The organism is Streptomyces sp. NPDC048481 (genome assembly GCF_043200075.1).
Taxonomy (GTDB): Bacteria; Actinomycetota; Actinomycetes; order Streptomycetales; family Streptomycetaceae; genus Streptomyces.
Genome location: NZ_JBICXC010000006.1, coordinates 23,506 through 38,397, shown reverse-complemented (window position 1 = coordinate 38,397; position 14,892 = coordinate 23,506). Strand labels below are relative to the sequence as shown.

Here is a 14,892-nt window from a genome sequence, read left to right as displayed (position 1 = left end):
GTGAGCACCGAAGCGTACGTGTACGACGCGATCCGCACCCCGCGCGGACGCGGCAAGGCGAACGGCGCCCTGCACGGCACGAAGCCCATCGACCTGGTCGTCGGCCTCATCCACGAGCTCCGCGACCGCTTCCCCGGCCTCGACCCGGCCGCCGTCGACGACATCGTGCTCGGCGTGGTCGGACCCGTGGGCGACCAGGGATCCGACATCGCGCGCATCGCCGCCCTCGCGGCCGGCCTGCCGGACACCGTGGCGGGCGTGCAGGAGAACCGCTTCTGCGCCTCGGGCCTGGAAGCGGTCAACCTGGCCGCGATGAAGGTCCGTTCGGGCTGGGAGGACCTGGTCCTCGCGGGCGGCGTGGAATCGATGTCCCGGGTGCCGATGGCCTCGGACGGCGGCGCCTGGTTCAACGACCCCATGACCAACCTGGCCGTGAACTTCGTGCCGCAGGGCATCGGCGCCGACCTCATCGCCACCATCGAGGGCTTCTCCCGCCGGGACGTCGACGAGTACGCGGCCCTGTCGCAGGAGCGGGCGGCGACGGCCTGGAAGGAAGGGCGCTTCGACCGCTCGGTCGTCCCGGTGAAGGACCGCGCCGGGCTGGTCGTCCTCGACCACGACGAACACCCGCGTCCCGGCACCACCGCCGAGTCGCTGGGCAAGCTGAAGCCCTCCTTCGCCGACATCGGCGAGCTGGGCGGATTCGACGCGGTGGCGCTCCAGAAGTACCACTGGGTGGAGAAGATCGACCACGTGCACCACGCGGGCAACTCCTCCGGCATCGTCGACGGCGCGTCCCTGGTCGCCATCGGCACCAAGGAGGTCGGCGAGCGACACGGGCTCACCCCCCGCGCGCGGATCGTCTCCGCGGCCGTCTCCGGCTCCGAGCCGACGATCATGCTCACCGGCCCCGCCCCCGCCACCCGCAAGGCCCTCGCCAAGGCCGGCCTGACCATCGACGACATCGACCTCGTCGAGATCAACGAGGCGTTCGCGGCCGTCGTCCTGCGCTTCGTCAAGGACATGGGGCTGTCCCTGGACAAGGTGAACGTCAACGGCGGCGCGATCGCGCTGGGCCACCCCCTCGGCGCCACCGGCGCCATGATCCTCGGCACGCTCGTCGACGAGCTGGAACGCCAGGACAAGCGCTACGGCCTGGCCACCCTCTGCGTCGGAGGCGGCATGGGCATCGCCACGATCGTCGAACGCGTCTGACCACCCCAGCGGAACCCCACGACTTCTCCGGAGACCCTTCATGACACAGAGCACCGCCATCCGCTGGGAACAGGACCGCACCGGCCTCGTCACCCTCGTCCTCGACGACCCCGACCAGTCGGCGAACACCATGAACGCGGCCTTCCGCGCCTCCCTCGCCGCCGTCGCCGACCGGCTGGAGGCCGAGAAGGACTCCGTCCGGGGCGTCATCCTCACCTCCGCCAAGAAGACCTTCTTCGCCGGCGGCGACCTGCGCGACCTGATCCGCGTCACCCCCGACACCGCCCGCGACCTCTTCGAGGGCGGACTGGAGATCAAGCGCCACCTCCGCCGCATCGAGACCCTCGGCAAGCCCGTCGTCGCCGCCCTGAACGGCGCGGCCCTCGGCGGCGGCTTCGAACTCGCCCTCGCCTGCCACCACCGGATCGCCCTCGACGCGCCCGGCTCGAAGATCGGCTGCCCCGAGGTCACCCTGGGCCTCCTGCCCGGAGGCGGCGGCGTCGTGCGCACCGTGCGCCTGCTGGGCATCACCGACGCCCTGCTCAAGGTCCTCCTCAAGGGCAACCAGTACAGCCCCCGCCAGGCCCTGGAGAACGGCCTGATCCACGAGGTCGCCGCGACGCACGAGGACATGCTCGCCAAGGCCCGCGCCTTCGTCGACGCCCACCCCGAGTCGCGGCAGCCCTGGGACGAGCCGGGCCATCGCATCCCCGGCGGCACCCCGTCGAACCCGCGCTTCGCCGCCAACCTGCCCGCCTTCCCGGCCAGTCTGCGCAAGGAGACCAACGGCGCCCCCTACCCGGCGCCGCGCGCCATCCTCGCCGCGGCCGTCGAGGGCGCCCAGGTCGACTTCGACACCGCGCAGGTCATCGAGGCCCGCTACTTCGTCGAACTGGCCGCCGGACAGACGTCGAAGAACATGATCCAGGCGTTCTTCTTCGACCTCCAGGCGGTCAACTCCGGCGTGAGCCGCCCCAAGGGCGTCGAGCCCCGCACGGTCCGCAGGGCCGCCGTCCTGGGCGCCGGGATGATGGGCGCGGGCATCGCCTACGCGTGCGCCCGCGCCGGCATCGACGTCGTCCTGAAGGACGTCTCCCTGGAGGCCGCCGTCAAGGGCAAGGGCTACTCCGAGAAGCTCTGCGCCAAGGCCGTCGCCCGGGGCCGCACCACCCGGGAGAAGGCGGACGCGCTGCTCGCCCGCATCACCCCCACCGCGGACCCCGCCGACCTTGCCGGCTGCGACGCCGTCATCGAGGCCGTCTTCGAGGACACCGCCCTCAAGCACAAGGTCTTCCAGGAGATCGAGCACGTCGTGGCCCCCGACGCCCTGCTGTGCTCCAACACCTCCACCCTGCCCATCACCGCGCTGGCCGAGGGCGTCGAGCGCCAGGGCGACTTCGTCGGCCTGCACTTCTTCTCGCCCGTCGACAAGATGCCCCTCGTCGAGATCATCAAGGGCGCCCGTACCGGCGACGAGGCGCTCGCGCGCGCCTTCGACCTGGTCCGGCAGATCAGGAAGACCCCGATCGTCGTCAACGACTCGCGCGGCTTCTTCACCTCCCGGGTGATCGGCCACTTCATCAACGAGGGCGTCGCCATGGTGGGCGAGGGCATCGAGCCCGCCTCCGTGGAACAGGCGGCCGCGCAGGCCGGCTACCCGGCCAAGGTGCTCTCCTTGATGGACGAGCTGACGCTCACCCTGCCGCAGAAGATCCGCCGGGAGTCGAGGAGGGCCGTCGAGGAGGCCGGCGGGACCTGGGTCGCGCACCCCGCCGAGGCCGTCGTCGACCGCATGGTCGACGAGTTCGGGCGCCCCGGACGCAGCGGGGGAGCGGGCTTCTACGAGTACACCGAGGACGGCAAGAGGGCCGGGCTGTGGCCGGGGCTGCGCGAGCACTTCACGCGCGCGGGCGCCGCGATCCCGTTCGAGGACATGCAGGAGCGCATGCTGTTCTCCGAGGCTCTCGACACGGTCAGGCTGCTGGAGGAAGGCGTCCTGACCTCGGTCGCCGACGCCAACATCGGCTCCCTGTTCGGCATCGGCTTCCCCGGCTGGACCGGCGGCGTGCTCCAGTACGTCAACGGCTACGAGGGCGGCCTTGCCGGCTTCGTGGCACGCGCGCGGGAACTCGCCGAGCGCTACGGCGACCGCTTCACCCCGCCCGCGCTGCTGGTGGCCAAGGCGGAGAACGGCGAGACGTTCACGGACGCGCGCTGACCGACCGGGAGTCTCAGGGGGAGCCGTCGGACGGCGGCTCCCCGAGCCACTCCCGCAGCTCCTCGGTGAGCGAGCGCTGGAACGCCGTCAGCAGGGCCTGCACGACCAGGGGCTGCATGTGCGCCGACAGCGAGCGCACGGCCCGCGCGTCGCGCTCGGGCACCTCCTCGCGCAGCAGCCGCGACAGCTCGTGGGCCGCCGCGCGCGCGTGGTCGAGCAGGACGGTGCGCGCGGCGCGGATCGACTCCTGCGACAGCGGCACGTCCAGGAGCCGCACGCCGAGGCGCAGCAGACCCGGGTCGACCCCGTACCCGTCCTGCTCGCGGCGTACGACGTTCATCGCGACGAGGCGGTCCACGTCCTCCTCGCCGAGCGCACGCCCCGCCCTGCGCTCCAGCTCCTGCCGTGACACCGTCTCCACCGCGTCCGGCGCCCAGGACGCCACCACGGCCCGGTGCACGGCGAGGTCACGGGCGTCGAGACCGGGCGGCAGCCGGTCCAGGTACCGCTCGATCGCCGCCAGGGTCAGGCCCTGCTCGCGCAACTCCTCGATCAGCGCGAGACGGGCGAGATGCCCGGAGCCGTAGCGGCCCACCCGGCGCGCGCCGATGACCGGCGGCGGCAGCAGCCCCTTGGTGGAGTAGAAGCGCACGGTCCGCACCGTGACCCCCGCCCGCGCGGCCAGCTCGTCGACCGTGAGGGCCGGCTCCTCGGTCTCGATCGTCATGTGCAGCAGTATCGCTGTGCCACCGGTGCTGTGAAACCCGGGGCGGGGGAGTGCGGAGCAGCGGTGAGAGTCCTGTGAGAAGCGACGCCGTGTGACGTCGGCCACCGCATGGTCACCCGGCGTTTGGGGAAGGTGCGGTGCTGGTCTGTGCCCCTACCCGGGAGCCGCGGGCCACGACCGTACGGAAACCCGGGCGTACCAGGCCCGGGCGCACCAGAGAGTGGAACCACCCGTGAGCAAGGACAGCGTGGACACGGCCGACGTCGCCACCCGCCCCGGGGCGGCCGCGACACCCGCGGACGCGGGCGACGCCGGCTACAGCAAGGACCTCAAGCACCGCCACGTCAACATGATCGCCATCGGCGGCGCCATCGGCACCGGCCTCTTCCTGGGCGCGGGGGGACGCCTGCACAGCGCGGGCCCGGCTCTCGCGCTCGCCTATCTGGTCTGCGGCGTCTTCGCCTTCTTCGTGGTCCGCGCCCTCGGCGAGCTGGTCCTGTACCGGCCCTCCTCGGGCTCCTTCGTGTCGTACGCGCGCGAGTTCCTCGGCGAGAAGGGCGCGTACGTCGCCGGCTGGATGTACTTCCTGAACTGGTCCACGACCGGCATCGCCGACATCACCGCGATCGCCCTGTACACGCACTACTGGAGCATGTTCACGAGCATCCCCCAGTGGGTGCTCGCACTCGTCGCGCTCACGGTGGTGCTGGCGGTGAACCTGATCTCGGTGAAGATCTTCGGCGAGATGGAGTTCTGGTTCGCGATCGTCAAGGTCGCCACCCTCGTCGCCTTCATGTGCATCGGCATCTTCCTGCTCGCCACCCGGCACGAGGTGGGCGGACAGACGCCCGGCCCCGGCGTGATCACGGACCACGGCGGCCTCCTCCCGCACGGCGCCATGCCCGTCGTCCTCGTCATGCAGGGCGTGATCTTCGCCTACGCGGCGCTGGAACTGGTCGGCGTCGCCGCGGGCGAGACGGCCGAGCCGGAGAAGGTGGTCCCGCGCGCGGTGAACTCCATCATGTGGCGCGTCGGCCTGTTCTACGTGGGCTCGGTCGTCCTGCTCGCCCTGCTGCTGCCCGGCTCGCTCTACTCGGCCGACGAGAGCCCCTTCGTCACCGTCCTGTCGAAGATCGGCGTCTCCGGTGCGGGCGACGTGATGAACCTCGTGGTCCTGACGGCCGCCATGTCCTCCCTGAACTCCGGCCTGTACTCCACCGGCCGCATCCTGCGCTCCATGGCCATGGCGGGCTCGGCGCCCCGGTTCACCGCCCGCATGAACCGCAGCCAGGTTCCCTACGGCGGCATCCTGCTGACCTGCGCGGTGTGCGTCCTCGGCGTCGGCCTGAACTTCCTCATGCCCAGCCAGGCCTTCGAGATCGTGCTGAACATCGCCTCGCTCGGCATCATCAGCACCTGGGTGATCATCATGGTCTGCCACCTCGTCTTCGTCCGCCGCGCGCGGGCCGGACTGGTGCAGCGGCCCTCCTTCCGCCTGCCGGGCAGCCCGGTCACGGAGAGCGTCACGATCGTCTTCCTGATCGCCGTCCTCGGCCTGATGTGGAACGACCCCGAGGTCGGCCGCAAGACGCTGCTGCTGATCCCGCTCGTCGCGGCCGCGCTCGTCGCCGGCTGGTTCGCGGTCCGCGACCGCGTGTCCAGGGCGACGGACGCCGAACTCACCGAGCTGACCAAGTAGTCCCACAGCCCCCGGCGATGTCAGTGGCACCGCCTACGGTGGCGTCATGTCGGAGATCGCGTATGTCCGGGGTGACGCCACCGCTCCGTCGGTGAAGGGCGTCAAGGTGATCGCCCACGTCTGCAACGACGGCGGGGGCTGGGGCAACGGGTTCGTCCTGGCCCTGTCGCGGCGCCGGCCCGAACCCGAGGCGGCCTACCGCGCCTGGCACCGGGGCCGCGCGTCCAACGGCTTCGGCCTGGGCGCCCTCCAGACCGTCCGGGTGGAGCGGGACGTGTGGGTCGCCGACATGATCGGCCGGCACGGGGTGCGCAGGGCGGGCAACGCCGTCCCCGTGCGCTACGACGCCATCGACGCGGCCCTGGCCCGCCTCGCCGACCGTGCCCTGGACCTCGGCGCGTCGGTGCACATGCCGCGGATAGGCTGCGGGCCGGCCGGGGGCGAGTGGTCCCGTGTCGAGCCGCTCGTCACCGGCAGGCTCGCGGCGCGGGGCGTCACGGTGACGGTGTACGACCACGGGGAGGGATGACGCACATGCGCGCGGAGATCGACGAGGGCGCCGGGAAGGACATCGACGTCCTGGTGCTGGGCGGGGCCGGCGTGGACACCATCGTGTACGTGCCGGAGCTGCCGCTCCCCTACGCCGACAGCTACATGATCGACAGCGGTATCCGCGCCCGCGCCGGGCAGACCGGTGACTTCGTCGCCCTGGGCCTCTCCGCCCTCGGCCTGCGCACCCACCACCTGGACTTCCTCGGCGACGACCCCGAGGGCGACCTCGTGCGCGCCCTGCACCGGGACCGGGGCATCGCCCTCACCGCGCTCCCGCAGCCCGCCGGCACCAAGCGCGCGGTCAACCTGGTGAGCCCGGACGGGCGGCGGCTCTCCCTGTACGACAACAGCCGCGGCCGCCCGGACGACCGCTTCCCCGAGCCCACGCTGCGCGCCCTGGCCGCGGTGAGCCGCCACGCGCACGTGTCCATCACCCATCCCTGCGCCGAGGCCCTCCCCGTGCTCCGCGAGGCGGGCGTGGGCATCTCCACCGACCTGCACAACTGGGACGGCGAGAACCCCTACCACGAGCCTTTCGCCCACGCGGCGGACGTCGTCTTCGTCTCCGCCACCGCGCTGCGCGACCCGCACGCGACCATGCGCGCGATCGCCGAGCGCGGCCGGGCCGAGGCGGTCGTCGCCACGGCCGGCGCGCAGGGGGCGTATCTGCTGGCCGACGGCGAGCTGACCCATATACCCGCCGTCACCCCGCCCGCGCCGGTGGTCGACTCCAACGGCGCGGGCGACGCCTTCGCGTCCGCCTTCCTCTTCGGCCGCCTCAGCGGCGAACCGCCCCGCCGGTGCGCCGAGTTCGGCGCGCTGGCGGGGGCGTACGCCTGCACGGTCCCGGCGACGCAGAGCACCGCCCTGTCGCGATCCGCCCTCCTGGCGGCGGCCGGCGCCTGAACCGCCGGCCGGGAGGGCGGGGCTCAGCGGGTGTGGACGCCGTTCGTCGCGGCGATCTTCTTCCAGGACCTAGGCGCCACGGGCGCGGCCGCCGGCGACGCGGTGCGCGCCGCGGGCGCCTGGGGCTTGACCGGCTGGAAGAGCCAGGCGTCGAACAGCGCGTCCAGCCGCTTGCCGGAGACCCGCTCGGCGTACTGCCGGAAGTCGGCGACGGTCGCGTTGCCGTACGCGTGCTGCCGGGGCCAGCCCTTGAGGACGGTGAAGAAGGCTTCGTCGCCGATCGCGTTGCGCAGCGCCTGCACGGCCAGCGCGCCCCGGTCGTACACGGCGGCGTCGAACTGGTTCTCCGGGCCCGGATCGCCCGGCCGCACCGTCCAGAACGCGTCGCCGGCCGGGTGCGAGGCGTAGACGTAGTCGGCCAGCTCCTGCGCGGTGCCCTCGTCCTCGTGCTCGGACCACAGCCACTGCGCGTACCGCGCGAAGCCCTCGTTCAGCCAGATGTCCTTCCAGCCCGCCACGGACACGAAGTCCCCGTACCACTGGTGGGCCAGCTCGTGCACCACCACGGAGGTGTTCGAGCCGGATGCGAACTGCCGCGGGCTGTAATAGGGCCGGGTCTGCGTCTCCAGTGCGTAGCCGGTGGTCGTGTCCGGCACGTATCCGCCGAGCGCCTCGAAGGGGTACGGACCGAAGAAGCCGCTGAGCCAGTCGGCGATCTCCCCGGTCCGCTCGACGCTCGCCCGCGCCGCGCCCGCGTCGTCGCCCAGAGCCGTGCTGTAGGCGTTGACGACCGGGATGCCGCTCTCGGTCGTGCCGGTCGTGATGTCGAACCGGCCGACCGCGAGCGTGGCGAGATAGGTGGCCTGCGGCTTGGCCGACCGCCAGTTGTAGCGGGTCCAGCCGGCCCGTGAACTCGTGGACTGCAACGTGCCGTTGGAGACGGCCTGGGTGCCGTCCGGCACCTGGACCGACACGTCGAAGGTGGCCTTGTCGAGCGGGTGGTCGTTGCCGGGGAACCACCACCAGGCCGACTCGGGCTCGTTCGCGCCGACCCCGCCGTCCGGGGTGCGGTGCCAGCTGGTGAAGCCGTACGCCTGCTTCGACGAGGGGACGCCCTTGTAGCGCACCACGACGGTCATCGCGGCGCCCTTGGGCAGGGCCTTCCTCGGCGTGATCTGCAACTCGTGCTCGCCCGTCGAGGCGAACGCCGCCCGCACGCCGTCGACCCGCACCTCGCTGACGTCGAGCAGGAAGTCCAGGTCGAAGCGCGACAGATCCTGTGTGGTCGTCGCGAGGAGGGTCGCCGTCCCCTCCAACTCGTCCGTGGCGGGCTGGTACTTCAGCCGCAGGTCGTAGTGGGAGACGTCGTAGCCGCCGTTGCCGTAGGCCGGGTAGTAGGGGTCGCCGATGCCCGGCGCGCCGGGGGTGAAGCCCGCGGCCGACGCCGGGATCGCCAGCAGGACGGACGCGGCGGCAAGGGCGCCGGGCGCGAGGATGCTGCGCTGCACAAAAGCTCCAAGTCGTGGAGGCGGGAGGTCTTCCGGGAGCCTAGGAACTCCCGTGCCCCAGGACCTGCCCATCGCCACCCCCGTCACACGATCGCCATTCGGCCGTCACACAGGGAGCTGCCCGCACGGTCGGGTTCCGGCCACGCCGGTCCCCACGACCGCGACGAGCGTCATGTGCCCCCTTCTGCGCGGGAGTTGACGCGAGTACCGTCCCGCGCATGCCGACACGCATGCGCTTCACGACCTGGAGACCGCTCGCGACCGCCGTCATCACCCTCCTGGTGGCCGCCTTCCTCACCCCGGCGGCGGCCCACGGCTCCCCACGCGAGAGCCGGCCCGTCTACTCCTACGCCGACGCCGTCCGCGAAGCCGTCTGGGTCGACACCGGGCTCGACGCCGACGGCGACGGACGCACGGACCGGGTCGCCGCAGACATCGTCCGCCCCCGCGAACCCGCCGCGCGGGGCCGCAAGGTGCCCGTCATCATGGACGCGAGCCCCTACTACGCCTGTTGCGGGCGGGGCAACGAGGGACAGCTCAAGACGTACGACGCGGCCGGCAACATCGTCCGGATGCCGCTGTTCTACGACAACTACTTCGTCCCGCGCGGCTACGCCGTCGTCGGCGTCGACCTGGCCGGCACCGGCCGCTCCGACGGCTGCGAGGACGTGGGCGGCCGCTTCGAGGTGCGGTCCGCCAAGGCCGTCGTCGACTGGCTCAACGGACGCGCCAGGGCCTACACCGCCCGCACCGGGGGCAAGGCCGTCCGGGCGAGCTGGACCGACGGGGCGACCGGCATGATCGGCAAGAGCTGGGACGGCACCATCGCCAACGCGGTCGCCGCCACCGGGGTCCGGGGTCTGCGCACCATCGTCCCGATCAGCGCCATCTCCTCCTGGTACGACTACTACTTCTCCCAGGGCGCGCCGCTGTACGACTCCGGCCCCGACGCCCTCGCCGACTACGTCACCTCCGCCGACGCGCGCGCCCGGTGCGCCGCCGTGCAGCGCCGCCTCGTCGACGACGCCCCGCGCACCGGCGACCTGACGCCGCTGTGGACCGAACGCGACTACGTCAAGGACGCGCGCAAGGTGAGGGCCAGCGTCTTCCTCGTCCACGGCATGCAGGACCTCAACGTCCGCACCAAGCACTTCGGACAGTGGTGGGACGCCCTCGGGAAGAACGGTGTGCACCGCAAGATCTGGCTCTCCCAGACGGGCCACGTCGACCCCTTCGACTTCCGTCGCGCCGCCTGGGTCGACACCCTGCACCGCTGGTTCGACCACGAACTCCTCGGCTACGACAACGGCGTCGACCGCGAGCCCATGGCCGACGTGGAACGCCACCCCGACCAGTGGGTCACCTCGACGGCGTGGCCGCCGCACGGCACCCGGCCGGCGACCCTGCGCCCGGCCGCCGGCGCACTGCCCGGTGTGGGAACCCTCGGCCTGCGCGCGGGCACGGGCAGCGTGGCCTTCACCGACGACCCGCGGCACGGCGAGACCGACTGGGCCGCACGGATCGACACGCCGACCCCGGACAAGGCCGGCTTCGTCACCGGCGCCCTCACCCGCCCGCTGCGGCTGGCCGGCTCCTCCGAGGTCACCGTCACCGCCACGCCCACCACGGCGACGGCCCACCTGAGCGCCGTCCTCGTCGATGTCGGCCCCGACACCGTCCGGGACTACGCGGCGAGCGGCGAGGGCATCACGACGCTCACCGACCGCACCTGCTGGGGCGCGAGCACCGAGGGCGACAGCGCGTGCTTCAAGGAGACGAAGGCCAGGACGGCCGACGTCGGCGCCACCGTCGTCAGCCGGGGCTGGGCCGACCTCGGCACCTACGCCGACCCCGGCAGGGGCGTGCCGCTCACCCCGGGACGGGCCTACACGATCACCCTCGGTCTCGCGGCCACCGACCACGTCGTCCCGGCCGGCCACCGCCTCGCGCTGATCGTGGCGGGCACCGACAAGGACCTCATCGACCCGCCCGCCGACACGCCGACGCTCACCGTGGACCTGTCCCGCACCTCGGCCCGGGTCCCGTTCGTCGGCGGCGCGAAGGCGTTCGCCGCCGCGACCACCGGCACCCGTCCGACCAGCGTCCCCTCACACCCCGCCCCACCGGCAGGCGCAGGCACGGGCACCCCGAAGGAGGGACTCCGCATCCCCTGAGGGGTGTCGCCGATCCGGCCGCGCCGAGCGGGCCCGACCGGCTCGACGGCCCGCGCCGACGATCGGGCCGATGCGGCCGGTTCGACGACGGTCGGGCCGACCGGGATCGAGCCGCTTGACGGCTCGCCGACCGGCGGCGGAGTCGACGGCCGGGGCAGCCGCCTGGACGGTGACCGGCCGGGGCGACGACAGCCGGACCGAGCGGTGCCGACCGACCGGACCGGTGCCGACGGCGGCCTTGTCGTCACCGGCCATCCGTCCGGTCGGCGCGGGCCGTACAGCTTCTGTCGGCTGCCGGCCACCTCGCGCCGGTCGGCCGGCGGCCGCCCCGTCCAGGCTGGGCACTGGCTGCCGCGCCACGGCTGGACACCGGCCGCCGCGCTTCGGTCGGCTATGGGCCGCCCCTCCCGCCCGGCCACCGGCCACCCCGCCCCGGCCGGGTCAGGCCCTCTCTGCTCGGTCCTGACCGGCAGGGGCCCCCGCATCCCGGCCCCGGGCCGGCAAGGGCACGCCCCCGCATCCCAGGCGGGCCGCGCCCCCTCCCCGCGGCGCCCCGCGGCCGCGTCCCCGCCCGTGGCGGTTCAGCGGGCGAGGGTGGCCAGGGCGGCCGCCTCCTCGGCGCAGCCCCAGGCGACGGTCACCCCGGCTCCGCCGTGCCCGTAGTGGTGGACGACCGTGCGTCCGTCCGCGAGAGTCTCGCGTTCCAGCCGTACGGCGGGCCGGACCGGCCGCAGACCCACCCGGTGCTCCAGGATCCGCGCCCCCGCCACTTCGGGCCGCAGCTCCGCGCAGCGTCGCACGATCGCCTCCGCCTGCGCGGGATCCGGTTCCAGGGAGCCGACGCCGTCCTCGGACGTGCCGCCCAGCAGGAGCCGTCCCGGCTGCGGGAAGAGGTAGGTCGGCTCCCCGGCCGCGGTGGCCGACACGAGCCAGGTGTCCAGCCCCGGGTTCTCCACCACGACGAGCTGTCCGCGCACCGGCCGCAGCGACGTGTCGCCGACCAGCTCGCGGGCGCCCAGTCCGGTGCAGTTGACGACGACCGGCGCGTCCACCGCCGCCAGATCGTGCACGGTGCGCTCCTCGATCGTGCCGCCCGCCCGCAGCAGCCGCGCCCGCAGCCACGGCAGATGGACCGCCATGTCGATCAGCGGCAGCCGCGCCCACAGCGCGTCGTGGGCCGGGTGCTCCAGGGCGGTGGCCCGGCGCAGTCCGGGCAGCCGGCCCGCCGCCCAGCCTTCGACGACCGCCGGATCCGTGCCGCCCATGGCCCCCTCGACCAGCCGCACCCCGGTCTCCCCGGGCCGCTCGGCCAGCTCCCGGTACACCTCCAGCGACCGCAGCGCCCACGCGCGGGCCGCGGCCTCGGGCTCGATGTGGTACGGCCACCACAGCGCGCCCGCGACGGCGGACGTGGTCCGCTCGGCGGGGTCCCGCGCCCACACCCGTACCCGCAGCCCGCGCTCGGCCAGGACGACGGCCGTGGCCAGCCCGACGACCCCGCTCCCGACGACGACGATCCCGTTCCCCTGAATGTCCACGCAGCGACGGTAACCGGCCCCGGGCCGCGGCGGCCGCGGGAAACCCCGGAGGCCGGGGGCGGCGTACGCCGACTAGGATCTACCGTCTGATGACTGCCACCCTCGTCGCCAAGAACCTCGCCGCCGGGCACGGCGACCGCTCCCTCTTCTCCGGGCTCGACCTCGTCGTCGCCCCCGGGGACGTGATCGGGCTGGTCGGAGCCAACGGCGCGGGCAAGTCCACCCTGCTCTCGCTGCTCGCCGGTCTCACCGCGCCCGAGGAGGGCGAGCTGCGCCTGTCCCCGCCGACCGCGTCCGTCGGCCATCTGCCGCAGGAGCCCGAACGCCGGCCCGGCGAGAGCGTGCGGGAGTTCCTCGCGCGCCGCACCGGCGTCGCCGAGGCCCAGCGCACGATGGACGAGGCCACCCAGGCCCTGGTCGACGGCGCTCCCGGCGCCGACGACGCCTACGCGACGAGCCTGGAGCGCTGGCTCGACCTCGGCGGCGCCGACCTCGACGAGCGGGCCGAGGAGGTGGCGGACTCGCTCGGCCTGGGGGTGGACCTCGACCAGCCGATGACCTCGCTGTCCGGCGGCCAGGCCGCCCGCGCGGGCCTGGCCTCCCTCCTGCTGTCCCGCTACGACGTCTTCCTCCTCGACGAGCCGACCAACGACCTCGACCTCGACGGACTGGAGCGCCTCGAACGCTTCGTGACCGGCCTGCGCGCCGGCACCGTCGTCGTCAGCCACGACCGTGAGTTCCTCACCCGCACGGTCACCAAGGTCCTCGAACTCGACCTCGCCCAGCAGCAGATCAACCTCTACGGCGGCGGCTACGACGCCTACCTGGAGGAGCGGGACGTGGCCCGCAGGCACGCCCGCGAGGACTACGAGGAGTACGCCGACAAGAAGACCGCGTTGCAGGAGCGCGCGCAGACCCAGCGCTCCTGGATGGACAAGGGCGTCAAGAACGCGCGCCGCAAGGCGGCCAGCGACAACGACAAGATCGGCCGCAAGTTCCGCAGCGAGGCCAGCGAGAAGCAGGCGGCGAAGGCCCGGCAGACGCAGCGCATGATCGAGCGCCTGGAGGTCGTCGACGAGCCGCGCAAGGAGTGGGAGCTGCGCATGGAGATCGCGGCCGCCCCGCGATCCGGCGCGGTCGTGGCCACCCTGCGCGACGCGCAGGTGCGGCGCGGCGACTTCCGGTTCGGGCCGGTGACGCTTCAGATCGACTGGGCCGACCGGGTCGCGGTGACCGGCGCGAACGGCGCGGGCAAGTCGACCCTGCTCGGCGCGCTCCTCGGCCGGATCCCGCTGGACGCCGGACACGCGGCCGTCGGCTCGGGCGTCCTGGTCGGCGAGGTCGACCAGGCGCGGCGGTCGTTCCACGGGCCGGAGGCGCTGCTGGACGCGTTCCGCGCCGCCGTCCCCGACACCGAGCCCGCCGAGGTGCGCACCCTGCTGGCCAAGTTCGGCCTGAAGTCGGAGCACGTCATGCGCCCGGCGGTCACCTTGTCGCCCGGCGAACGCACCCGCGCCGCCCTCGCCCTGCTCCAGGGCCGGGGCGTCAACCTCCTCGTCCTCGACGAGCCGACGAACCATCTCGACCTGCCGGCCATCGAACAGCTGGAGTCCGCCCTCGACGCCTACGAGGGCACGCTGCTGCTGGTCACCCACGACCGGCGGATGCTGGACGCCGTCCACGTGACGCGCCGGCTGGAGGTCGCCGACGGCAGGGTGACCGAGCGCTAGGGATTCTCGTCCGGCTCGCGGGGGAGGAGCCGGGTCGCCAGGCCGGGGTAGTCGAGGACGTACCCGTCCGGGTCGAAGGCGATGTCGCTGCGGAAGCCGCCGGACGCGAAGCGCACCAGGGCCCCGCCCCGCGCCTGCGCGCCGAGGTGCGTGTACGTCTGCCAGGACGGCCGCACGGTCAGCGCGGGCACCGACACCCAGGCCATCAGGAACCGGTGTTCGCCCGGACGCCGGTGCAGCCCGTGCCGCAGCACCGGCATGGTGTTGGTGAGCGGGCACAGGCCGAGATCGCAGTCGGCGGCCTCCCCGAAGCCGGGCAGACGCTCCCCGTCGGCACTCCAGCCGCCCCGTCCGTCGTGCCGCAGGTCGAGGGAGCGGGTGCGTTCGGCCGTCTCGACGGTGACCCGCAGACGGCGCGTCACGAAACCGTCCGCGGTGTCGAGTTCGTAGGACACCCAGTACGGCCCCGGCGTCGTGCCGACCGCCCGTCCGCGCGCCCGCAGCGCGCCGTCGTCCGTCTCGGTCCATGCGGTCTCGTACCCGCCGCTCGCCGACACGCTCCAACTGAGGACCCGCGAAGCACCCATACCGTCACTGTACGAGCGGCCCGGCCCACGGCGTGTGC

The 14,892-nt window shown here is 73.4% G+C and carries 11 protein-coding genes; 7 read left to right on the top strand and 4 right to left on the bottom strand.

What is annotated here, in order from left to right:
- Together ACGFSH_RS19615 and ACGFSH_RS19610 are read left to right on the top strand one after the other, a co-directional pair.
- Complete coding sequence (locus ACGFSH_RS19615) at positions 1-1,215, top strand: acetyl-CoA C-acetyltransferase (RefSeq protein WP_393350148.1); 1,215 nt, start codon at positions 1-3, stop codon at positions 1,213-1,215.
- 40 nt (positions 1,216-1,255) lie between these two features.
- Positions 1,256-3,433, top strand: coding sequence for a 3-hydroxyacyl-CoA dehydrogenase NAD-binding domain-containing protein (locus tag ACGFSH_RS19610; protein WP_393350146.1), 2,178 nt, complete (start codon positions 1,256-1,258; stop codon positions 3,431-3,433).
- Positions 3,434-3,446: 13 nt separating this feature from the next.
- Here ACGFSH_RS19610 and ACGFSH_RS19605 read toward each other — a convergent pair whose 3' ends face one another.
- Entirely contained in the window at positions 3,447-4,160 is a 714-nt protein-coding gene (locus ACGFSH_RS19605; protein ID WP_393350144.1) for a MerR family transcriptional regulator, read from the bottom strand.
- A 232-nt stretch (positions 4,161-4,392) separates the two neighbouring features.
- Here ACGFSH_RS19605 and ACGFSH_RS19600 point away from each other — a divergent pair, with 232 nt between their 5' ends.
- The 3 genes from ACGFSH_RS19600 to ACGFSH_RS19590 are packed head-to-tail and all read left to right on the top strand — an operon-like array spanning position 4,393 to position 7,317.
- On the top strand, positions 4,393-5,859 hold the full coding sequence (locus tag ACGFSH_RS19600) for an amino acid permease (protein ID WP_393350141.1): 1,467 nt from the start codon (positions 4,393-4,395) through the stop codon (positions 5,857-5,859).
- A 46-nt stretch (positions 5,860-5,905) separates the two neighbouring features.
- Complete coding sequence (locus tag ACGFSH_RS19595; RefSeq protein ID WP_393350139.1) at positions 5,906-6,388, top strand: Appr-1-p processing protein; 483 nt, start codon at positions 5,906-5,908, stop codon at positions 6,386-6,388.
- On the top strand, positions 6,385-7,317 hold the full coding sequence (locus ACGFSH_RS19590) for an adenosine kinase (RefSeq protein ID WP_393350137.1): 933 nt from the start codon (positions 6,385-6,387) through the stop codon (positions 7,315-7,317). The genes ACGFSH_RS19595 and ACGFSH_RS19590 overlap by 4 nt, the downstream gene beginning before the upstream one ends.
- A 23-nt stretch (positions 7,318-7,340) precedes the next feature.
- On the opposite strand, the gene ACGFSH_RS19585 is transcribed toward ACGFSH_RS19590, so the two are convergent.
- Positions 7,341-8,825, bottom strand: coding sequence for a M1 family metallopeptidase (locus tag ACGFSH_RS19585; protein WP_393350135.1), 1,485 nt, complete (start codon positions 8,823-8,825; stop codon positions 7,341-7,343).
- Positions 8,826-9,043: 218 nt separating this feature from the next.
- Here ACGFSH_RS19585 and ACGFSH_RS19580 point away from each other — a divergent pair, with 218 nt between their 5' ends.
- On the top strand, positions 9,044-10,999 hold the full coding sequence (locus ACGFSH_RS19580) for a Xaa-Pro dipeptidyl-peptidase (RefSeq protein ID WP_393350133.1): 1,956 nt from the start codon (positions 9,044-9,046) through the stop codon (positions 10,997-10,999).
- A 581-nt stretch (positions 11,000-11,580) separates the two neighbouring features.
- Here the strand turns inward: ACGFSH_RS19580 and ACGFSH_RS19575 are convergent.
- Positions 11,581-12,537 (bottom strand): FAD-dependent oxidoreductase, encoded by a 957-nt coding sequence (locus tag ACGFSH_RS19575; RefSeq protein ID WP_393350131.1) that lies wholly within the window; start codon positions 12,535-12,537, stop codon positions 11,581-11,583.
- A gap of 89 nt (positions 12,538-12,626) precedes the next feature.
- Between ACGFSH_RS19575 and ACGFSH_RS19570 the strand changes: the two genes are divergently transcribed.
- Entirely contained in the window at positions 12,627-14,267 is a 1,641-nt protein-coding gene (locus ACGFSH_RS19570; protein ID WP_393350128.1) for an ABC-F family ATP-binding cassette domain-containing protein, read from the top strand.
- Here ACGFSH_RS19570 and ACGFSH_RS19565 read toward each other — a convergent pair.
- Positions 14,264-14,854, bottom strand: coding sequence for a putative glycolipid-binding domain-containing protein (locus tag ACGFSH_RS19565; protein ID WP_393350125.1), 591 nt, complete (start codon positions 14,852-14,854; stop codon positions 14,264-14,266). The genes ACGFSH_RS19570 and ACGFSH_RS19565 overlap by 4 nt on opposite strands.
- Positions 14,855-14,892 lie beyond the last annotated feature (38 nt).